The organism is Streptomyces sp. STR69, from assembly GCF_024519455.1.
In the GTDB taxonomy this organism is placed as follows: Bacteria; Actinomycetota; Actinomycetes; order Streptomycetales; family Streptomycetaceae; genus Streptomyces.
Map to the genome: position 1 here is coordinate 82,210 of NZ_JALJRY010000005.1, position 20,316 is coordinate 102,525.

Annotated in this window: 15 protein-coding genes and 4 pseudogenes; 8 read left to right on the forward strand and 11 right to left on the reverse strand. The window is 70.4% G+C overall.

Features of this window, described 5'->3' with window-relative positions:
• Positions 1-149: 149 nt before the first annotated feature.
• The 4 genes and pseudogenes from OC490_RS10825 to OC490_RS10840 form a co-directional block, all read right to left on the reverse strand.
• Positions 150-290: pseudogene (locus OC490_RS10825) on the reverse strand (VapC toxin family PIN domain ribonuclease); the annotation flags it as partial.
• A 183-nt stretch (positions 291-473) separates the two neighbouring features.
• Positions 474-2,585, reverse strand: a complete 2,112-nt coding sequence (locus OC490_RS10830; protein ID WP_262057925.1) for a LamG domain-containing protein — start codon at positions 2,583-2,585, stop codon at positions 474-476.
• 606 nt (positions 2,586-3,191) lie between these two features.
• On the reverse strand, positions 3,192-3,761 hold the full coding sequence (locus tag OC490_RS10835) for a hypothetical protein (RefSeq protein WP_262057656.1): 570 nt from the start codon (positions 3,759-3,761) through the stop codon (positions 3,192-3,194).
• Entirely contained in the window at positions 3,742-5,241 is a 1,500-nt protein-coding gene (locus OC490_RS10840) for a hypothetical protein (RefSeq protein WP_262057657.1), read from the reverse strand. Before OC490_RS10840 ends, OC490_RS10835 begins: the two co-directional genes overlap by 20 nt.
• A gap of 423 nt (positions 5,242-5,664) precedes the next feature.
• On the opposite strand from OC490_RS10840, the pseudogene OC490_RS10845 reads away from it, so the two are divergent.
• Positions 5,665-5,748 (forward strand): annotated as a pseudogene (locus OC490_RS10845) (DUF6192 family protein); the annotation flags it as partial.
• A 4-nt stretch (positions 5,749-5,752) separates the two neighbouring features.
• Here OC490_RS10845 and OC490_RS10850 read toward each other — a convergent pair.
• Complete coding sequence (locus OC490_RS10850; protein WP_262057658.1) at positions 5,753-6,253, reverse strand: hypothetical protein; 501 nt, start codon at positions 6,251-6,253, stop codon at positions 5,753-5,755.
• An 88-nt stretch (positions 6,254-6,341) separates the two neighbouring features.
• On the opposite strand from OC490_RS10850, the gene OC490_RS10855 reads away from it, so the two are divergent.
• Positions 6,342-6,770 (forward strand): DUF4240 domain-containing protein, encoded by a 429-nt coding sequence (locus OC490_RS10855; protein ID WP_262057659.1) that lies wholly within the window; start codon positions 6,342-6,344, stop codon positions 6,768-6,770.
• A 291-nt stretch (positions 6,771-7,061) separates the two neighbouring features.
• Here the strand turns inward: OC490_RS10855 and OC490_RS10860 are convergent, their stop codons facing one another.
• Positions 7,062-8,312: a DUF418 domain-containing protein gene (locus OC490_RS10860; protein WP_262057660.1), complete on the reverse strand. Its 1,251-nt coding sequence runs from the start codon at positions 8,310-8,312 to the stop codon at positions 7,062-7,064.
• 230 nt (positions 8,313-8,542) lie between these two features.
• Here OC490_RS10860 and OC490_RS10865 point away from each other — a divergent pair, with 230 nt between their 5' ends.
• From OC490_RS10865 to OC490_RS10885, 5 genes and pseudogenes are all read left to right on the forward strand, one after another.
• A complete protein-coding gene (locus OC490_RS10865; protein ID WP_262057661.1) occupies positions 8,543-9,211 on the forward strand; it encodes a response regulator in 669 nt (222 codons plus the stop codon).
• Positions 9,208-10,320 carry a sensor histidine kinase gene (locus OC490_RS10870; RefSeq protein ID WP_262057662.1) on the forward strand — a complete coding sequence of 371 codons (1,113 nt, stop codon included), beginning with the start codon at positions 9,208-9,210 and terminating at the stop codon, positions 10,318-10,320. Before OC490_RS10865 ends, OC490_RS10870 begins: the two co-directional genes overlap by 4 nt.
• Positions 10,321-10,651: 331 nt before the next feature.
• Positions 10,652-10,878 (forward strand): annotated as a pseudogene (locus tag OC490_RS10875) (MFS transporter); the annotation flags it as partial.
• A 137-nt stretch (positions 10,879-11,015) separates the two neighbouring features.
• A pseudogene (locus tag OC490_RS10880) lies at positions 11,016-12,386 on the forward strand (AAA family ATPase); the annotation flags it as partial.
• A 60-nt stretch (positions 12,387-12,446) separates the two neighbouring features.
• Positions 12,447-12,953, forward strand: a complete 507-nt coding sequence (locus OC490_RS10885; RefSeq protein ID WP_262057663.1) for a hypothetical protein — start codon at positions 12,447-12,449, stop codon at positions 12,951-12,953.
• Between the two features lies 1 nt (position 12,954).
• Here OC490_RS10885 and OC490_RS10890 read toward each other — a convergent pair whose 3' ends face one another.
• Positions 12,955-13,794, reverse strand: a complete 840-nt coding sequence (locus OC490_RS10890) for an NAD(P)-dependent oxidoreductase (RefSeq protein WP_262057664.1) — start codon at positions 13,792-13,794, stop codon at positions 12,955-12,957.
• 221 nt (positions 13,795-14,015) lie between these two features.
• Here OC490_RS10890 and OC490_RS10895 point away from each other — a divergent pair, with 221 nt between their 5' ends.
• The gene (locus tag OC490_RS10895; RefSeq protein ID WP_262057665.1) at positions 14,016-14,540 is read left to right on the forward strand and encodes a hypothetical protein; all 525 of its coding nucleotides are present in this window, start codon (positions 14,016-14,018) and stop codon (positions 14,538-14,540) included.
• A 270-nt stretch (positions 14,541-14,810) separates the two neighbouring features.
• Here the strand turns inward: OC490_RS10895 and OC490_RS10900 are convergent, their stop codons facing one another.
• The 4 genes from OC490_RS10900 to OC490_RS10915 all read right to left on the reverse strand — a co-directional run bounded on the left by OC490_RS10900 (position 14,811) and on the right by OC490_RS10915 (position 20,265).
• Complete coding sequence (locus OC490_RS10900; protein WP_262057926.1) at positions 14,811-16,265, reverse strand: GAF domain-containing protein; 1,455 nt, start codon at positions 16,263-16,265, stop codon at positions 14,811-14,813.
• Entirely contained in the window at positions 16,262-17,302 is a 1,041-nt protein-coding gene (locus OC490_RS10905) for a rod shape-determining protein (protein WP_262057666.1), read from the reverse strand. Before OC490_RS10905 ends, OC490_RS10900 begins: the two co-directional genes overlap by 4 nt.
• 193 nt (positions 17,303-17,495) lie before the next feature.
• Entirely contained in the window at positions 17,496-18,827 is a 1,332-nt protein-coding gene (locus OC490_RS10910; RefSeq protein ID WP_262057667.1) for a carboxyl transferase domain-containing protein, read from the reverse strand.
• The gene (locus tag OC490_RS10915) at positions 18,820-20,265 is read right to left on the reverse strand and encodes an acyl-CoA synthetase (RefSeq protein WP_262057668.1); all 1,446 of its coding nucleotides are present in this window, start codon (positions 20,263-20,265) and stop codon (positions 18,820-18,822) included. The genes OC490_RS10910 and OC490_RS10915 overlap by 8 nt, the downstream gene beginning before the upstream one ends.
• Positions 20,266-20,316 lie beyond the last annotated feature (51 nt).

Consider the following 20,316-nt stretch of genomic DNA (forward strand, 5'->3'; position numbering starts at 1 on the left):
TGGACGCTGGCTGGACGCGGGGATCCGGAAGTGGTGTCGCCCGGTGACCCCTGGGTGTCGGGAGACGGCCCAGGCCGCAGCGGACTGACCGCCAGGCGGCCGGGTCGGTCAGAGGCCCGGTGCTCGTCGGCACCGCGCGGTCTTTTCTGCCTGAGGTCGATCGTGCGGACCGGCTGCCCGGTCGTGCGGGCGATGGTTTCGAAGTCGCGGTCGTCGTGGAGGAGGGTGAGTCCCGCCTCTTCCGCGGCTGCGGCCACCGGCAGGTCGACGGGACCCGCGCTGCGGTCTTCAAGCAGGTGTGGTCCGTAGCGGAGCGGGCCGATGCATGACAGCAGGGCCTCCTGGTGATCGGTTTGGTTCGTAACCCCGAACTACCAAGAGGCCCTGCTGTCATGCATCGGCCCTCACGTGATCACCCGATCAGGAACCCTGTTCGACCAGGCCGGCCCCGTGATCGACAAACGGATGACGTCTCAGCACAGACAAGGATCCGTACCCAGCCCCAGGCCGGAGACGTCACTGTCCCTCAGCGCGCCGGAGTAGGCCTGTAGCTCGTCCACGTCGCCATGCAGGTACTCGCCCCAGCCGTCGTCGGACCTGGCTCTGCCGATCTGGAGGGCACCGGTGCTGTGCCAGCCGTTGGGGAGGCTCGCGGTCGCCTGGGCGTTGGTGTAGCCGTCGAGGTAGAGCTTGATCGTGTCGGTGGCGTCGTCGTAGACCACGGCGAGGCGATGGCCTTGGCCCTCGCCTCCGTCCGCGCTCACGATCTGGGACACCACCTTCTCGGGGGCTCCGGCCTCGTCCTTCTCCGGCATCACCAGTTGCCAGGTGTGCGTGGACGGCTCGTAGCGCACCTTGAAGGCGTCGGTGTGCTCGCCTGCCTGCGAGAGCACGGTCATCGGGTGGGCGGGCTCGGAGTCCGCGAGGCGTACGACGACGCCGAGAGTGAAACTGTCCCCGGTGTCCACAACGGGCCCGTCGGCAGCGGCGTATCCGCTCTCGCCGTCCAGCAGCAGATGCCCGTCACCGACGAGTGGCGGCGGCACGTAGGTGCAGTCCGGGTCGATGTCCGGGATGCAGGAATCGTCGGACCCCTGGTAGATCGAGGCCCCCGCGCCGAGCCGCAGTGGTGCGCCGTCCGACTGCTCAGGGCTCACACCGTCCGTCGCGTTCTCCAGCGACCAGTGGCCGAGCAACTTCGGCTTGCGGTAGGCCAGTTCGGCTACCTCGTCCGGCACCACGACCCGGTCGTGAACCTGTACGTCACCGATGTCCCCGTGCCACTGGTCCCCATAGCCGGCAGCACCGAGGGCGCGCCCGATCTGGAAAGCGCCGGCCGCCTCGGAGGGAGTCGCGTCGGCCGCGGTCCCGACCTCGTGGCCGTTGACGTACAGCCGCACCTTTCCGGTCTCGGCGTCGTACAGCCCCAGCAGATGGGCCCACTCGCCGGTCTCGGGGGCGCCGCCGGAGACCTGTGCGCCGCCGACCGCGAACGACCAGGCGGGCCCGGAGTCCTGGCTGCGCAGCCCGAGGTCGAAGCCGGGCGCCCCGTCGGCATCCTGGCTGATCACGGTCATGTTCCGGTCGGTTTCGGCGGGCCGTACCCACGCGCTCACCGCGAAGGTCTTACGGACGTCGGTCGCCGGGGCGTCCGGGGTGAGAAAGGCTTGGTCGCTGCCGTCGAGGGCGACCGTGGCGATGGCCGTTGTGCCTGTGGGCACCGGGCCGCCGAAGGTCACGCCGGTCCCGGAACGGGCGGCGGTGCCGGTCTCGGCGGCGGCCGAGGTGGAGTCCGCCGGGTCGTCCAGCTTCCAGCGGGCGACGGGAGCACGGCCGGCCTTCACGTTGAAGTCGTAACGCGACTCCCCGCTGCTTCGGCCCGACCGGTCGATCGCACGGACCGTCAGCGACTTGGGTCCCTCGGAGAGCGGCAGGTACGGAATGGTCACGGCCGCGCCCGGCCGCGCCGCGGAGACGGTGCCGTAAGGGCCGCCCACGAAGCCGTACGTGTAAGACACCACGTCGTCGGAAGGCGAATCCATCGTGAAGTGGCCGTAGACGCCCACTCCGTCCACCCAGAACACGTCCTCCGGGTTGGGGTATTCGGGAGAGGTGATCGTCGCCTTCTCCGGGCTCACGTCGTCGTACACGAACGAGCAGACCGAGCCGTCGCCCTCGTCGCTCCACGTGGAGGTCGCCTTGCCGTCGTTCGCGCGGACATGCCAGGAGACGACGGTGTTCGCCGGGATGTCGTTCGGCATCGTCCAGTACTGGCGCGACCCCGAGGAGAGAGTGATGGTGGTGTAGGTACGCTGCTGTTTCACTCCGGCCGCGTCCGTCCACCAGGCTTCGAACTCGCCACTGAGCGGGCTGTCTTCGGAGGGCTGGTTGTCCTCCTCCGGGTCGTACAGCACTGCACTGAGCCTGGGCGGCGTCGAAACGTATGGCGTGTCGTCACCGGTCGCGCATGCCTTGCCTCCTGACTGGAGGTCTTGGACCAGCGGCTGATTCGGCGGCAGGTTGTCCACCGCGTACGCCGTCCCGGCAGCCGTGGCCAACAGTGCCGCCACACAGCTCCCCACCACCGTCCGTCTGCGTCTGCCTGTCCTTGTGAACCTGGTCAAGTGGCCCTCCCCTGTGAGTACTTGATGCTCGTGGATCACACGAGCGCCTGAAGCTAACAGAGGCCACTGACAGCGCGGAAAGGGTTTCCTGTTCCGGACGCTGGCTGGACGCGGGGATCCGGAAGTGGTGTCGCCCGGTGACCCCTGGGTGTCGGGAGACGGTGGCGGACGATGATCGGGGTGCTGGGCGCCCGATGGATGACGGCGTAGCCGCCGACCTCGGGGCGGCGAGTAACGGCCCGTACAGGAAACGGCACGAAGGGACACTCGGGGTGCGCGGAGACGGCTGCTTCCGCTCCGTATGTCGGTCTTGCCTTGAGTGTCCGAGGTAGCCGTGGTCGCTGGAGTCGAGGGCGATGTCGGGGTCGAACAGGCCGTCGTTCGCATGGTGACGCCGCTGGTGCCGTTGAGGGGGATCGCACTGGTGGCCGCGTGACACGGAGTCGTCGACTCCGTCGCCCTTCGGGCCGCTTGCGTGTGGGAGCAGGTGACGCCCTGCCCGAGCGGTCGGGGCAGGGCGTCACGGGTGGGTTGCGCGGCAGGAAGCATTCATGCCGTCGAGCTCGTTCAGGTCATGTCGAGCCCGAACTTGCAGGTCAGGGTTTGATGGTAGGTCCGCCCGGCCTGGGTGTAGTCCGCCTCGCAGCCTGTGATGGGCTTGGTCACCTTTCCGGTGACCTTGAGCCGTACCATCGCGTACTTGTCGCTGAGCACCTTCGGTTTGATGGTGTACGGGTGGCCGGCGTAGTTCGGGTACTTGGCGGGGTCCACGGAACCCGCGATGGGGGGACTGGTCTCGTGGTAGCCCAGCAGGTAGCCGGGGGTGTCCTTCACTGAGTAGACGCCGTACCCGAGGATCTTCACGCCTGCCGGGATGTTCAGGACCCTGACCCCAGTAACGGAGACGGGCTGCTTGGAGATGTTCCTCGTCAGGGGGAAGGCCATGCGGTAGACGTCACCGACCTTCACGTCCGAGTATCCGAGGGCACCGGTCGTTCCCGGCCCCTCCCCCTGCAGCGCCGTCCCCGTGGCAACCCCGCCGCCCGTCGAGCCCGCGCAACCTGTCGCCATGGCCAGCAGGGCCGCCACGGCGAACACCCGGGTGAGGCCGCGGCCGCTAGTACGAGTAGATGACACCGGGGTTCCCCGAAATCTTGCCCTTGGCGCCCCAGATGTCGTGCTCCGAACTGCCCGACCCCGCAGTGATTTTCTGGAAGTGCGAGGTGCCGTACTCGGTGTCGAGGCTGATCGTCACTCCGAACACCTTGGCGGCGTAGCCGATGGTGAGGGAGGTTCCGGAGGTGATGGTCGCGTACTGCTTCTGGTCCAGACGCGCCCGATAGGCCGGATTGGACTTCCGGTAGGCGGTAAGTCCGTCCTTGGAGCGGACATCGGCGCCGTATCTCGCGACCGCGCCTCCGGAAGGGATGTCGTACTTGACCGGGAGGATGGAGTACGAGTGCGTGACCTTCCCCTCGGGGCAGGCGACCTGATGGTCGACGTCCTGGTATTCGACCGGGATCTGGAATCGCTTGGCCCAGTACGGACCCTGGTTCGCGAAGCCCACGGCGTGGCCGGTGCTGCTCTTGCGGGAGACCTTTCCGGTGATGGACCAGTGTTCGCCGTCGACACTGGTTGCCACGCCCCAGGTACTGGACAGGGTGTTGTTGTACTCGAAGGCGGCGGTGGTGTCGTAGTACGCGTGTGCCTCGCCGACGGAGGTGTAGTAGTCGTGCTGCTTGATCACGTGCTTGCTCGGCACGCAGACCGGCACGCCGATCTTCGGCTTCACGGCGCTGTAGTCCACGCCGTCGACCACGTCCGGGCTGAAGCCCGTGGTCGATGTGCCATCCACCGACTGGTAGGTGTTCGCGGATGTGGCGGAAGAGTCGTCCGCAGTGTCCGCGCTGTCGACCAGAGTCGAGTCAGCGGGCGTGACCTGCGTGGTGTCGACGTCGGGGTGGATCGCCACCGTGTTCGCCGTCTCGGCGCGCGCCGCGGCCGAGCCCTCCGTGGTCGCGGAACCGGTGGCCACGCCCGCGTCCACATAGTCGCTACCGGTCAGCACAGTGCCGTCCGAGGCCTGACCGTAGAAGGACGCTTCCAGGGAGAGCACGCCTCCGTTGTCGTCGGCATAGGTCTGCAGGCTGCTCGGGAGGGTCGAGGGCAGCGTGAACGACCAGCTGCCGTCCGCGGCTGTGGTCGCCGTGCCCACGGTCGTCGGCGTGATGGTGCTGCCGTCCGCCGGCAGTGCCTCGTCCACCGGGGTCAGGGTCACCGTGGCGCCGGCCAGCGGTGAACCGTTGCCCAGGGTGAAGACGCCCTTGACCGTGGCGGCGCCGGACACGGGGGCCAGGGTGCTCGGGCTGGGCGCCGCGGTGATGGTCGGCCCGCTGGAGGGCAGCGCTGCGCCGTCCGTCGGCTTGACGTCGGTGGCTGTGGGCGAAGGCGTCGTGGGGGACGGGCTGCTGGTGCTGCCGCAGCCCGGTGAGTCGCTCGTGCTCTGTGTGCAGACGGCATTGGCCGGCGACGACAGTCCCAGGCCGATCACCGCCGATGCGGCGACGACGCTCAGGGCAGTGGCCAGAGACAGACGTCTGCCAGATATTTTGGTCATGAAGGAAATTCCCCGATTCCCCGATTTCACCGGCGTACCCCGCTTTTGCGGGTCGCTCGGTGGGTCAAATGAAGCCCCACGAAGTGCGGCTGTGAAACCCTGCGGGGACATGGCTGATCGCCGTTGACGCGCCCCCCGCCCTGCACCGCGCTGATCTGGTCGTTTGCGGCGTGACTGGAAGCTAGCCGGGCGAAACTTGAAAGGTCAATGAGCTTGGTGATCGCTTTGCCAGCGAGATCAACTCGCTTTGCCGCCGAGCTCAAATCCACCTCAAGTCTTACGAAGGCCGCTGGATTTCACAGCCATCCGAGGGGGGCTTTCCGGGAGCCTGACGGAGGGGTCGACAGGCACAGCAACTGTAGGTTGACGCTGTCCTCTTCGACTCGTCGTCCCTTGGCCCTGGGCCAGTGCGGTGACGCGGGTCTGCTGCGGCGTCCGGACGTCGCGTTCAAGGCGATGGGCGACGACACCGCCCGCCACCAGGTCAACCGCGCCCAGGCCGAACGCGGAATCAGCAGTGTGAAGCCGTGTGCTTGTGAATCACGTCGAGGTAGTGCCGATCACGGTGCGGCACGTGGTTGTTCCGTCCCGGCAGGCTGAAGACCGCGCAAACGTCAGCGGGCCGGGTGAGGATGCTCGACTGCTCGCCGAATGTGAGAGTGCTGTTGACCGTATGCTGACAGCCTGCCTTGTCCAGGGCGGCGACCAGCTCCTCGCGGAGGACGGTGGCCTCGAACGACTCGGAATCAGGCAGGACGAGCGGCGGAAGTTTGGCGGTCGAACCGGGCCGGAGGTTGATCCAGATCCCGCTGACAGTCCGCTGAGTGACCACCAGCCCCAGCCCGTCCCAGGAGTACGGGTAACCGTCGATATCGGGCCCCTTCAGGCGGTGGGCCGGGTGTGGGCGTCCCGGGCCGAGAAGGTCTTCAGCCTCAGCCAGGGACATTCCGCAGTTCAGGGGCCCGAGCCGGCCAGTGCGGGAGAAGCCGACGAGTACGTCCATCAAGGTCACGACTGTGACTGTGACACTCTCCCGGGCCACTTCGCCCACCGATTTCAGCCCGACGCTGGGCCTGCGCTGCCTTGCCGGACGGCGATGAGTGGCAGAAGGCGTGCGCTGGCAGCTCATCGAGGAATGCAGACCCACCGGGCCGGACCCTGATTCCGAACAACTGGCAGTCGCGCTGACAGAGCACCTAGCTCAGTCCCCGGTGTTCGTCGTCACCGGCTTCGCCGAGCAACTGTCCTGGGCCCTTTACCGCTTGGACCGCAAGGAACTCGGACAGGGCCTGTCCGGTGACGCATTCCTCTACACGCGCTGCGCAGTCGTCGCCGCCGGCCGTGAGGCATTCGAAGGCGTACTCCAGGATCCGAGGGTCTTCGCACCGTTCGCCACCGACCTCATCTGGGCCGAGAGCCTGCTCTACACGCCAGACCACGCCTACGAACGCATCACCGGCGAGGAATGGGACCGCCGCACTCGGTACTCCTACGAGTCGTACTCGAACACCGGCGGGTGGGCAGTCTGAACACCGTCGACGCCCATGGGACAGAGCCCGACCCCGGCGATCGTCCTCACGGAATGTGTGCCTGATCCTGAAACTCGCCCACATACTCAACGGGTGCAGAGACAAGTTCACGTGCTCGTCGAAGGTGAGCTACTGAGCTTGAACTCGGGTTGTCGCTACCGGTGACGGGGCTTGATCGTCGCGGTATGCCGTTGGCATGAGGTATGCGCAGGGCGGGGGCCTGAGCGATGAGCGTCGGCAGTTCCCCGAGGGGATGGGGCCCATAGGACAGAGCGCTCGCGGCGCCGGAAGCTACCTGACGTAGCGCGCGGGCCGCGTGGCCGTGTGCAGCACGTACTCCAGGGGTCCGCGCCTGAAGTGACGGGTCCACGCGGTGGCCAGCAGCATGGCGGCGGCGATGAAGGCGAGCAGCACCGGCAGCCCGGCCATCGTCTCGTCCTCGACGACGGCCACGTGCCAGACATCGGTCAGGAGCCAGAGGGCGACGATGTGCAGGACGTAGACGGTCAGGGCCATCGTGCCGACCGCGGACACGGGTGCCAGCGACCGGGTGAGGCGGGGCATCCGGTCGGCGACGGTCAGGCAGACGGCCAGCACCGCAAGGGCCACGCCCGTGTTGCCGAGGATCGAGAAGGTCGTCTGGCTGTGCGGTGCGGCCACCAGGAGCCAGTCGAGCGGCGTGGCGTTCCGGGGTTCGCCGACCGTGTCGGACCACCAGGCCGACGACGCCGAACCGCTGCCCGTGGCCGAGGCGATGGTGGTGAGCGCGTGCGGGACGAGGCGCAGGGCCAGCCAGGAACCTCCGTAGCCGAGGACGGCGAGCGCGCCGCCGGTCAGGGCGAGCCGGGTCCGGATCCCGGGTCGGGTGAGGTCGAGCCGGGCCACCGCCATGCCCGCGATCAGGAACGGCGCCCAGGTCAGGGCCGGGTAGTCGCCGGTGAACAGCAGCTCTACGACGCCGTCCGTGCCGCTGATCCGGGCCAGCGGGTCCGCCTGGACGACGGTGTCCGCCCAGCCGCCCGCCTCGATGGACTTCCGTACGGCGTAGAGGAGTTGGGGCAGGATCAGCGCGCCGGCGCCGGCGATGAGCGCGAGCGTGGGGGCGCGCAGCCGGTGCAGCGGGAGAACGGTCAGGAAGAGGAGGCCGTAGCAGCTGAGGATGACCTCGACCTCGGTGTCCAGGGCGGTCAGGGCGTAGCCGAGCGCCAGGAGGGCTACGGCGCGGATCGCGATCCTGGTCACCGCCTGGCGTCCGGCGCGGCCGGTGCGGGGCCGGGGGCGGCCGGTGATGATGACCAGCGAGAACCCGGCGAGTACGGCGAACAGGGCGGAGGAGCGGCCTCGGGCGGTCTCCAGCAGGAAGCCGACGGGTCCGCCGACCGTGACGTCGGGGCCGACGTGCGCGGAGTACATGCCGAGGACGGCGAGTCCGCGCGCCAGGTCGACACCGATCAGCCGTCCGGTCGTTGGAGCGTCGGAGGGGACCGGCTGCCGCTCGGGTAACGCGGCTGCCGGCGCGGCCGGCGATGCGTCGTGTGTCATGCCCTCAGGATTCGCGGGCCGCGGGGAACAGCACACCCGGCAGCCTTCCGGAGCCGGCCCGCCGACCGGCCGGAACCGTACCGGCCGACCGGACGGTCCCTGCCGACGACGGACCGGAGTCGAACCGGTTCCCGAGGACGGGCGCCGTTCGACGTGCTACTCCTCGAACCACCCCCCCCGGCCCCCCGAACCACCCCTCGTACGACAGGCAGTTGAGGAGCGCAGCACCCATGATCCGTGTACTGGTGGTCGACGACGAGGCTCTCGTCCGCACCGGCTTCACCCACATCCTCGACGCCTCGGACGACATCGGCGCCGTGGCGGCGGTTCCGGGCGGCCAAGCCCTCAAGGCCGTAAGGGAGTTGAGTCCCGATGTCGTCCTGCTCGACATCCGGATGCCCGACGTGGACGGACTGACCGTCCTGGCCGAGCTCCGCCGGCTGCCGGATCCTCCCGTGGTGGCGATGCTGACGACGTTCGACACCGACGAATACGTCGAGGCGGCGCTGCGCTCCGGCGCCGCCGGTTTCCTCCTCAAGGACACCGACCCCGAGCAACTGCCCTATCTGATCCGCACGTTGGCCGAGGGCGGAACCGTGCTGTCGTCGCAGGTCATACGTACGGTGGTGGACAGCTTCCTCGACCAGGGCGGGCGCGAGCCCTACGCCGTCGGGCTCGTCGACCGGCTGAGCGGGCGCGAGCGCGCCGTCCTCGTGCTGCTGGCCGAGGGCCTCTCCAACACCGACATCGGCGACCGGCTCCATCTGAGCAACGGCACCGTCAAAGGCCATGTCAGCGTCGTCTTCGAGAAGTTGGAGGTCGACAACCGGGTGCAGGCCGCGCTGGTCGCCGAACGGGCCGGGCTGCTCAAGCCGCCCGAGGACGGAGCCGCCCGATGAACTCCCCACGTCCGCCCGCCCTGTTGCTGGACGCGCTGCTGGTCGGTGTCGCACTGCTTGACCTGTGGGTGAACTTCGACAGCGAGAACCACCCGGCCACCGCCTACGGCCTCCTGGCCGCCCTGGCTCTCACGCTGCGCCGCCACCGCCCGCTGCCGGCCTTCGTCCTCACGCTCCCCTCCGCCCTGATCGGCGACGCGGCGTTCGCCACGATGGCCGCGCTGTACACCCTCTCCTCGCTCTGCCGTCACCGCGCGCTGCTCGTGGGCTGCGCGCTGGCCTTCGCCACCGTGGACTTCATGCCCTGGCCGTGGACGTCCCTCGATGTCGACGAACTCGACGAGACCTACAGCCTGGTTCACCTCACCTACACCCTGGCCACCGCCGCCGCTCCGGTCTTCCTCGGTCAACTCGTCCAGGCCCGGCGCGAGTTGACGCTTCGGCTCGCCGAGATCACGGAGGCCCGCGAGCAGGAGCAACTCCTCAGTGCGCAGGCCGTGTTGGCGAAGGAACGTGCCCAACTCGCCCGCGAGATGCACGATGTGGTCTCGCACCAGGTCAGTCTCATCGCCGTCACCGCCGGCGCACTCCAGGTCGGCAGCCCGGACGCCGAGGCGAGAGCGGCCGGGGCCACGATCCGCCGGCTCAGTGTGCAGACCCTGGAGGAGCTGCGGCACATGGTGGGAGTCCTGCGCGCCTCCGGAAGCCGCCCCACCGAACTCACACCCCAACCCTCCCTCACCGACCTCCACCACTTGATCGACGCCAGCGGCATCGAGACCCGACTGGAGACCGACCTGCCCCACGGACTCCCGCCCACGCTCCAGCGCGCCGTCTACCGCACGGTCCAGGAGGCACTCACCAACGTACGCAAACACGCCCCCGGCGCCACCGCGACCGTCCGCATCCACCAGCGCGACGGCACCCTGCGCACGACGGTCACCAACACCGCCGCCACCCGCCCCGCACTCCCGCTCCCCGGAGCCCACCACGGCCTCGTCGGCCTGCGCCAACGCGCCGAACTCCTCGGCGGCACCATCACCTCAGGGCCGACGACCGACGGCGGCTACGAACTCCACCTGGAACTCCGGGCCGACGACTCCGCCTGACCTCCACGCGTCGCTACGAGCTGCTGGACTTCGCCGGCCGTTCCTTCCCCGCCTGGCACCATCACATGACGATGGCTTCGGCGGCGTACGCCCATCTGCGCCTCGCGGACTCCGGGTCCCCGTCCCCGCTCGTTCTGGCCGGGCGGCGCGGCGCCTGAAACGGCACCGGCCGGGAGGGGCGCGCCCCTCCCGGCCGATCGGCGTTCCCGGTGTCAGGCTGTCGCGGCGGTGTCCTGCGCCTCCGGTGCGGTAACGCTGCCCAGCAGGCGCAGAGCGGCTTCGGAGGGCGATCCGGGCTCGGCCGTGTAGGCGCCGCTGGCCGGACGAGCCGGGGATGACGAGATTGCTCGTCATCGTCGGCTTCATGGTCACCGCGACATCCCGTCTGGCCGACCACGAACAGGGCCTGGCCACCGGGCTCGCGACCATGACCCAGCAGATCGGCATCACCATGGGCACGCCGATCATGAGCGTCATCGCCATCGCTGCGATGACCGGTACCGGTGCCGCGGCCATCCTCGGCGGCTCTTGAAGACCGCGATCGCGGTGAACGCGGCTCACGGTGGTACGACGGCCGCCCGACGGCCTTCGGCGGGGCAGCCGGCCCACGTCCCGACGGCCGCGGCCGTGCTTGCCGTAGGAGAACTCGATCCTGTCCTCGACGACCGGGCTGCCGCATGCCGGAACGCTGACCCGGACGGCGCCGGCAGGGTGAGACCTTCCTGCTCGACGCGGCCTGCCGGGCCGCGGGCGGGTTCTACTTCGGGGCGACCGAGGCCGCCGATGCCGAGTCCCTGCGGCGCATCAGCGCTGCGCTCACCGCACATGTGCGACCTGTCAGTCCGTACCACTTCGCCGACTGGGCCGAGGCCGTCGACGCGCTCCTCGCACTGGGAGCCGAGCGGCCCGTGCCCGTCGTGATCGACGAGTTCCCGTACCTCGCCAAGGCGAATCCGGAGCTTCCCTCGATCATTCAGGAATCCCTGCGGACTCTGCGCGACCAGCGCAGCGCCTCCCGCACCCGGCTGCTGCTGTGCGGCTCGGCGCTGTCGTTCATGGGCAGGCTGCTGGCCGGCAACGCTCCGCTGCGAGGCCGGGCAGGACTGGAGTTCGTGGTCCGCCCTCTCGACCACCGCCTGGCGGCCGAATTCTGGAACATCACGGACCCGCGCCTGGCCCTGCAGGTCAACGCGATCGTCGGCGGTACACCTGCGTATCGACGTGAGTTCGCCCGCGGGGACACCCCGAACGGGGCGGGGGACTTCGACGACTGGGTCATCCGGACCGTCCTCAACCCGGAGACCCCCTTGTTCCGCGAGGCCCGCTATCTGCTCGCGGAAGAGCCCGACCTGCGGGACACGGCCCTGTACCTGTCCGTGCTGGCCGCGGTCGCCGACGGGAACTCGACCCGTGGGGGCATGGCCGGGTACCTGGAACGCAAGGCCACCGACATCGCGCACCCCATCAACGTCCTTGAAGACGCCGGCCTGCTGCACCGGGACGCCGACGCCTTCCGCGACAACCGCCCGACCTACCGCATCGCCGAACCGCTGATCGGCTTCTACCACGCCATCATGCGACCGGTCTGGGACCAGTTGGAGCGCCCGGGCAGCGCGGCCCGGGTCTGGCAGGCCAGCCGTCACCGCTTCATCAGCAACGTCCTCGGCCCGCATTTCGAACAGGTCTGTCGCGACTGGGCGTTGCACCACGCCGACCCGGAACTGATCGGCGGTCTGCCCGCCCGGGTCGGACACGGAGTGGTGCACGATCCCAAGGCTCGCGTCGGACACGAAGTGGATGTGGCGGTCATCGGCATCGCCGACGGCTCCAAGCCGCCGCTCCTGGCCATCGGCGAGGCCAAATGGAACGACACCGTGGGTATCGCCCACATCGAGCGTCTCCAGCACATCCGCGATCTCATCACCCAAGCGGGACGCTACGACACCACCGGCACCCGACTCATGTGCCTCAGCGGCGCAGGCTTCAACGACAGGGCACGTGCGTCCGCACAGTTGGACCCCCGTGTCCAACTGATCGACCTGGAGACGCTTTACGGCATGGGGTGACCCGAACACCGAGGCTCCATCCGCTTGAACAGCCGACGCGACACCTCCGTACCCCCTGACATGACCCCCCAGACGCAGACACCACAGCCCTCCCGAGGACACGCCTCCCGCCTGCGGCGCGGTGCCGCGTTCGCTCTGCTCCCGTTGGCCGTGGCGTGCGGTGGAGGCGAGGGCGAGGGCGGGGAGGACCGCAAGCGGGTGGCGGCCGTGACCGCCGCACCCGAGGCCGGTGTCGTCGCCCCGGCGAAGGTCGAGGTGATCGCCGGGCTGACCGGGTGCACCGCCGAGATCCGGATCGAGGCGGAGGAACTGCGTGAGGGGCAGTGCCGTACGAAGCAGGGCGAGTACCGGATCACCACGTTCCCGGAGGAGCGGTTCAAGGTGACCTGGCTCGACACCGCGGCCGTCTACGGCGGCAAGTACCTCGTCGGCACCCGCTGGGTGGTCAGTGCGCGGCCCGAGCTGCTGGAGGGGTTCCGGGCCCGACTCGGCGGCACCGTACAGGAGTTGCGCGGTGTCGGGCCCGCGGCGTCGGCCTCCTTCGGGCCCACGGTGTCGGCCCCCTGAGTCATCCCTCCGCGCGGAGGTGACCGAGCACCTCCGCCAACGGCAGGTCGAAGCGGTCCTTGTCGCCGTCCCATCGCCGCAGCACGCTCGCCGCGGCCTCCGCCAGTTCCGGCGGCAGTCCCGCCGTGCGCAGGGTCGCCGCGATCTCCTCCAACTCCGGTGCCCAGCGCCAGGCTCGCGCGGCGACGCTGGGCAGCTGATCGGTCTCGGCGAGGATGTTGGACGTCAACGAGGCTGCCTCCAGCGCCAGTTCGGCCGCCACGCCATGGCTCGCGGCGAGCGCGTGCGAGACGGCGGCCAGCACCCGGGCCGACTTCTGGTACGAGGCGTACGACATCTTCAGCGCCGACGCGGCACCGATCCCGGCGTCGAGCGGGCGTGCCAGGACCTGGGTGCCTTCGAACGCCGCCGCCACCTTGGCCACTTCCTTCCCGTCGCCGCTCAGATAGAGGCGCGGGGCGCTGCCCGGTCCGGGCGGGCCGCCGACGATCGAGCCGTCGAGCATCAGCACCTCGCGCTCCGCGCACGCCGCCGCGATGCGCCTCGTGCGGTCCGGGCTGATCGCGTTGGCCTCGACGTACACGCCCCGGAAGGGGTGTGTGAGGACCTCGTGCGCCACGTCCTCCGCCGCGTGCGGCGGGCACACCGACAGCACGAAGTCGCTTGCCGCCAGGGCCGATTGGAGGGACTCGGCCGCCTCCAGGCCGGCTTCCCGGGCCCGTTGGAGACTGGCGGCGCCGCGGCCGGTGGGGACGTACAGCACCCGGGCACCCGCGAGGGCCGCCTGGCCGCCGACTTTCGCGCCCATGGCGCCGGGGTGCAGAAGCGTCAACGTGGTCATGGGTCTCACGTTAGGCGGGGGCCGCCGCCGGGTCCGGTGCGCGGTGCCGACAACCAAGCGCGGGCCATGACTTGCCCTGCGTCGGCCCCGGCTTACTGAAACATTCAACAAAGGGATCTTCGGGACCGGCAAAGGGCTCTACCCGCATAGATGATCCCGGTGCTGTCATGCTCACGACCGCCCGGAATTCCTGCCGGGCACCGCTCCGGGAGACCTCCCCCATGCCCCGAATATCCCGCTCCCTGGTCACCGCCCTCTCCTCCCTCGCCCTCGCCGCCGCCGGCATCACGGTCGCCGCCGGCACCGCGCACGCACAGAGCTGCAGCCAGGACTACCTGCCGCTCCCCGACCCCAGTTGCCAGCCCGGTGCTTTCAACCCGGACGTCACCCAGTCCACCATCGACACCACGATCTGCGTCTCCGGGTGGACCGCGACCGTCCGGCCGTCCAGCTCCTACACCACCGCGCTGAAGAAGACGCAGATCGTCGAGTACGGCTACACGGACACCAGCACATCGGACTACGAGGAGGACCACTTCGTCCCCCTCGAACTCGGCGGCTCCCCCAAGAGTGCGCTCAACCTCTGGCCCGAGCCGGAGTACGGCACCAAGACCGCCGCCAACAAGGACACCGTCGAGAACAAGCTCAAGAAGGCCGTCTGCGCCGGCACCGTCACGCTCTCCCAAGCCCGGAACGCGATCGTCACCGACTGGACGACCGCGCTGTCCGACCTCGGCCTGAGCTGATGTCCCTCGCATGACTCAGGGGCCGGTCTCCTCCCTCGGGAGTAGCCGGCCCCTTCCCACTCCTCCTCGGGAGGCAGAGCAAGTGCCTCCGCAAGGGCGATGTTCTTGAGCGTCGCGAGGAAGAGTGTGGGGCATAGGAGAGGGGCATAGGAGATATGAGCCTCGGGAGGGCGCCATGAACCGACAGATCCGTGTTCGCGTGATTCGCCGGCCCGCCGCGCCCCGCGACGACACCATCGACCGCAGGACGCCGTCGGGGCGGATCCTGCCCTACTGACACCCCTGCCGCAGGGACGACCGCCAACTCACCGTCGTGCCAGTGCCTGCGTCGTCGTACACCGTCAGGCGTACGGCGTCCCGGCCGTCCGGCAGCGGTGTCGTCACGTCGACCGTGATCTCCAGCCGGGACGGGCGGGACCGGCGGGAGACACCGGCGCGGTCGGACACGGCGGCGAGGGCGTGCCGGAGGGCGGCGAGGAGCCGGGCCGCCACTTCGTCGGGGACGAGGGTGTCCACCGGGCCCTTGAAGTGGGCCGAGGGCTGGAAGCCGAGAGTGGCCGACGCGGCTGCCGTCTCCCGAAGTACCTTGCCGCGCAGGCTGGTTGGGGCTTCGGCCGGTGGTTGTTGCAGGGCGAAGATCGCCGTGCGGACCTCCTGGACCGTCGACTGGAGTTCGTCGACGGCGCGTCCGAGGGCTGCGTGGGCCGGGTCGGCCGGTCCGCCCCTGCGCTGCGCGGACTCCAGCAACATGCCGGTGGCGAACAGCCGTTGGACGACCAGGTCGTGCAAGTCGCGGGCGATACGGTCGCGGTCCTCGTAGACGGCGAGGCGTTCCCGGCCGTCCCGGGCGTCGGCCAGGACCAGGGCGAGTGCGGCCTGGGACGCGAACTGCGTTGCCAGCGACCGTTCCACGGCCGTGTAGGGGCGGTCGCCCGGGCGGCGGGGGAGGGCGAGCGTGCCGATGAGACGGCCCTCGGCCTGGAGCGGCAGCATCATGCTGGGGCCGAACCGGTGCCGTACATGCGTCGTCATGCGCGGGTCGGTCGCCGAGTCGTCGATGAACACCGGTTCGCCGCCCAGGAGTTGGACCAGGACGGGGCTGCCGGGCGCGATGGTCGTGCCGACGATGTCGCCCGGGTCCTCGAAGGTGGAGGCGGTGACGATCTCCATGCCGCCCGCCTCGGTGGGCTGCAGGATCACCCCCGCGTCGGCGTCGGCGAGGGCCCGGGCGCTCTCGGCGACGGTCATCAGCGCGTCGGCCGCCCGCTCCTCGGTGAGCAGTGCGGTGGTGACGGCCGCCGCGCCCTCGATCCAGCGCTCGCGCTGCCGGGCCGTCTCGTAGAGGCGGGCGTTGCCGATCGCGATGCCGGCCTGCGCGGCGAGGACGTGCAGCAGCTGTTCGTCCTCGGCGGTGAAGGGGGCGGCGGGTTGTTTGTCGGCCAGGTGGAGGTGGCCGAAGACCTCGTCGTGGACGTGGATCGGCACGCTGAGCACCCCCTCCGGCGGCGCTTCCGCCCCGCCGGTGCGGATCTCGGTGAGGCCGTCCTGCCCGGGGTCCGTCGTGCCGAGCGCCGCGTACCGTGCGCCGGTCAGCTCGGCGGCGCCGTCCACGATGTGCTGGAGGGTGGTGCGCAGTTCGAGCTCGGAACCGACGCTCAGGACGGCTTCGAGCAGGCGGGAGAGGTCGGGGACGCCGGCCCGCGGGTCGGCCGGGTCCGGGCTCAGGTGGTCGCCAGCGGGTCCAGGACCAGCGGCTCGATCTTGCCCTCCAGCATGTAGCCGAGGCCCTGCACGGCACACACGTCCGGCCGCTCGGCGATGTGCACCGGCATACCGGTCGCCGCGCGCAGCATCTGGTCGAAGCCGGGGAGCAGCGCGCTGCCGCCGACCATCATGATCCCGCGGTCGGCGAGGTCGGCCACGAGGTCGGGCGGGCAGTTGCGCAGCACCCGGCCGATGCCGTCGAGCACGGCGGTCAGCGGGGTCTCGATCGCGTCCCGTACGGCCGCGGTGTCGACCCGCACGGAACGGGCGAGGCCGCTCGCCACGTCCCGCCCGTGGATCTCGGTGGTGGTCGGGCCGTGCGGGGTGAGACCGTTGCCGGACAGGGCGACCTGCAGTGGCCGTACGGACTGGCTCGGGAGCATCAACTCGTGCTCGTGGCGCAGGTGTTGGACGATCGCGTGGTCGACGGCCTCGCCGCCCACCGGGATGCGTTCGGCGGTGACGATCGAGCCGAGGGAGAGCACGGCGACCTGGGTCGCGGCGGCCCCGCACACCATGATCATGGTGGCCTCGGGCCGCTCCACGGGGAGTCCGCAGCCCACGGCGGCGGCGATCAGCGTGTCGACCAGTTCCACCCGGCGCGCCCCGAGCCCGACCAGCGTCTCGATCGCGGCCCGCTGCGCCAGTGGATCCGCGTCGTGCGGGGTGCAGGCGGCGGCCCGCAGCCGGGGCTTGCGGCGCAGCGCGCGGCGCACCTTGTCGCCGATCAGGTGCCGCAACATGCGCTGCGCCATCTCGATGTCGACGACCGTGCCGCCGGAGACGGGCCGAACGACGCGGATGTAGTCGGGCGTGCGGCCCGTCATCTTCTCCGCGAACTCTCCTACGGCGATCAGCGCGCCGGTCCGCGTGTTCACGGCGGCGGCGGACGGCTGGTCGACGACGAGCCCGGCGCCCTTGACATAGACACGGGTGCGGGCCGCTCCCAGGTCGACGGCGAAATGGCAGCGTCGCAACTGCTCCAGACTGACGGTCATGGAAGGTTCTCCCGAGAGCGGACCGGGGCGTCGCCGGGCGGCGGGCCTCTTTCGCATCGTGCGGGGGCAGGGCAGTCGGCGCGCCTTGTGGTGGGCCGGGCGGGGTGCGGCTGAATGGGGGTATTTGTCTGTTATGTCTGAAGTATGGAACATGTAAAGAGCGTCGGAGGGTGTTCTCATGACGGCCCGTCGCTCACACGGGCCGGGTCCGGATCACCCCCAGCTCCGCCAAGTCCCCGGGACGGACGCGGAGTTGGTCCGCCGTCCGCTCCGTCTCCGCCGGTGCCCGCTTCAGGATCGCGGTGGCGAGCTCCGGTGCGATCACCGAGAAGTAACTGTCCGGCGTGGCCCAGGTGTTGCCCGGCGCGGCCAGCGCCAGCGCACCCCCGGAACCGCCCTCGCCGATCAGCAGCGTGGTGACCGGTACCCGGGCGGACGCCACCGCACCGAACAGGTCCGCGATGGCCGCCCCCGCGCCCTGCCGCTCCGCCTCGGCGTCGTTCGCCGCGCCCGGGGTGTCCACCAGCGTCAGCACCGGCACCCCGAGCCGGTCCGCGAGCCGGATCAGCCGCGCGGCGGTCCGATACCCGGCCGGCCGCGTCGCCGTCCCGGCCTGCGCGGCAAACGCGATCGTCCGCCCCGCCCGCTCCCCGAACCCGCACAGCATGCCCGCGTCGGTGCCACCGCACCGGTCCCCGCTGATCGCCAGCCGGTGGCCGAAGTAGTCGTCCAAGTAGCGCTCGGCACGCGGCCGTTGGGGCGCACGGGCGCGCCGTACGGCTTCCCGGCCGGTGGCCGGGAGGTCGGTGGCCCCCAGCGGCACCGGTACCGGTGCCTGCCCGGCCCACGGCGTGGTCAGCAGCCGCAACCAGCTTCCCAGGGTCTCCCGCAGCTCCTCCGGTTCTACGATCGCGTCGGCCGCGCCCGCCGCCACCTGGGCCTCGGCCGTGTACGCCGTGGGGTCCGCGTCCGGTGGGCGGACCCGGGAGCCCGCGAAGCCGACCTGGGCGCCGGGCAGCGCCAGGATCACATCGGCGCCCGCGCCCAGCGTGGCCCAGCCGCCGCCCGTGGTCGGGTCCCGCAGTACCGCGATCTGCGCGAGCCCGGCCTCCCTGGTGAGCACCGACTGCCGTGCCACGCGCTGGAGTTGGGTGAGGGCGATCATGCCCTCCTGCATCCGGCTGCCCCCGGTGGCCACCAACGGCACCACCGGCAACCGATGTTCACGGGCATACACGTACGCCGCCTCGATACGGTCCCCGGTGCGCTCGCCGAGCGAGCCGCCGAGGAAGCCGAACTCGAAGGCGATCAGCACCGCCCGCGTGCCCTCGACCGTCGCCGTACCGCACACCACCGACTCCGACTCACCGGTGCGGTCGGCGGCACGGGCCCGCGAGGCGTCGTAGCCCTGCCAGCCGAGGGGGCCGTCGGGCCTGGACTCCCGTACGGGGTGGGGGAGTTCGGTGAAAGTGAGGTCGTCCGCGACCAGGGCCAGGGTCTCGCGGGCGGACAGGCGGTCAGTCATGGGTCAGGGCGCGCTTGAGGATCTTCCCCATGTCGTTGCGGGGGAGCGCGGCGAGGTGGTGGACGACACGGGGGCGCTTGTGCGGGGCCAGGCGGCTCGCCACATGGTCGGCCAACTCGGCGAGTTCCGGCGGGGATTGGGGGTCCGCCGGCACGATCCAGGCCACGATCCGCTCGCCCAGGTCGGGGTCCGGTTCACCGGTGACGGCGGCCTCGCGCACCCCGGGGTGTTCGAGCAGCGCGTTCTCGATCTCACCCGCGCCGATCTTGTAACCCCCGCTCTTGATCAGGTCGGTGGCCTTGCGGCCGACGATCCGGACATAGCCGTCGGGGTCGCGCACGGCCATGTCGCCGGTGCGGAACCAGCCGTCGGAGGTGAAGGCCGCGGCCGTCGCGTCGGGCCGGTTGAGGTACTCGGTGAACAGGTTCGGCCCGCGCACCTGGATCTCGCCCACGCTCTCGCCGTCGTACACCGGAAGAGGCGTGCCGTCCTCCTCGACCAGCCGCAGTTCCACGCCGGGCAGCGGGACCCCCACCGTTCCGGCGCGCGGCTCGCCGTCCGCCCGGACACTCGTGTTCATCAGGGTCTCCGTCATGCCGTAGCGCTCGATCACCCGGCGCCCGGTCGCCGAGGCGATCCGCTCGTGGTCGTGGACCGGCAGCGCGGCCGAACCGGAGACCAACAGCCGTGCCCCGGCAAGGGACTTGGCGAGTCCGGGGTCGTCGGGCAGGGTCTCCGCGATGCGGTGGTACATCGTCGGCACGCCGAACAGCATGGTCGCCCCGTCGTTCAGCTCCCGTGCCACGCCCTCCGTGCTGAACCTGCCCAGGTGCCGCACCGAACCGCCGCGCCGCAGCGGACCCAGGATGCCCAGCACCAGCCCGTGCACATGGAACAACGGCAGCCCCTGCACGAGGACGTCCTCACTGGTCCACTGCCAGGCGTCGGCGAGCGCGTCCAGCGTCGTGGCGATCGCCCGGCGCGGGAGCACGGCACCCTTGGGCGGGCCGGTGGTACCGGAGGTGTAGACGACGAGGGCGGGGTCCTCGTCGTCCGGCGAGACGGCCGGACCCTCGCCCCCGACACCCCGCACGTCGATGTCGACACGCTCCAACTGCCGTAGAGCAGAAGGAAGTTCGTCGCCGGGAGCGGCCAGTACCAGAGCAGGCGCGCTGTCCGCCAGGATGTGTCCGAGCTCCTTGTCGCCCGACTTCGGGTTGAGCGGCACCGCGGCCACCCCGGCCCGCAGTGCCGCCACCACGGCGACCGCCGTCTCCAGCGAGTTGGTGGCCCACACGGCGACCCGGTCGCTGCCCGTGCACCGGACCGCGAGGGCGTCCGCCGCCGCGCCCAGCTCCGCGTAGGTCAGGGACCGGTCACCGAACCTGAGGGCGGGCTGCTCGCCCGGGTTCGTCAGGGCCGGAAAGAGGGTGGACACGCGGCGCACTCCTTAGCCGTCGGGGCATGGGTCCCCAGACGTCGGGGACAC

Bases quoted from the DNA above. Each gene is read 5' to 3' on its own strand.
- OC490_RS10865 (WP_262057661.1), top strand. From the start codon at position 8,543: ATGATCCGTGTACTGGTGGTCGACGACGAGGCTCTCGTCCGCACCGGC.
- OC490_RS10870 (WP_262057662.1), top strand. From the start codon at position 9,208: ATGAACTCCCCACGTCCGCCCGCCCTGTTGCTGGACGCGCTGCTGGTC.
- OC490_RS10885 (WP_262057663.1), top strand. From the start codon at position 12,447: ATGACCCCCCAGACGCAGACACCACAGCCCTCCCGAGGACACGCCTCC.
- OC490_RS10860 (WP_262057660.1), bottom strand. From the start codon at position 8,312: ATGACACACGACGCATCGCCGGCCGCGCCGGCAGCCGCGTTACCCGAG.
- OC490_RS10910 (WP_262057667.1), bottom strand. From the start codon at position 18,827: ATGACTGACCGCCTGTCCGCCCGCGAGACCCTGGCCCTGGTCGCGGAC.
- OC490_RS10890 (WP_262057664.1), bottom strand. From the start codon at position 13,794: ATGACCACGTTGACGCTTCTGCACCCCGGCGCCATGGGCGCGAAAGTC.
- OC490_RS10840 (WP_262057657.1), bottom strand. From the start codon at position 5,241: ATGACCAAAATATCTGGCAGACGTCTGTCTCTGGCCACTGCCCTGAGC.
- OC490_RS10895 (WP_262057665.1), top strand. From the start codon at position 14,016: ATGCCCCGAATATCCCGCTCCCTGGTCACCGCCCTCTCCTCCCTCGCC.
- OC490_RS10905 (WP_262057666.1), bottom strand. From the start codon at position 17,302: ATGACCGTCAGTCTGGAGCAGTTGCGACGCTGCCATTTCGCCGTCGAC.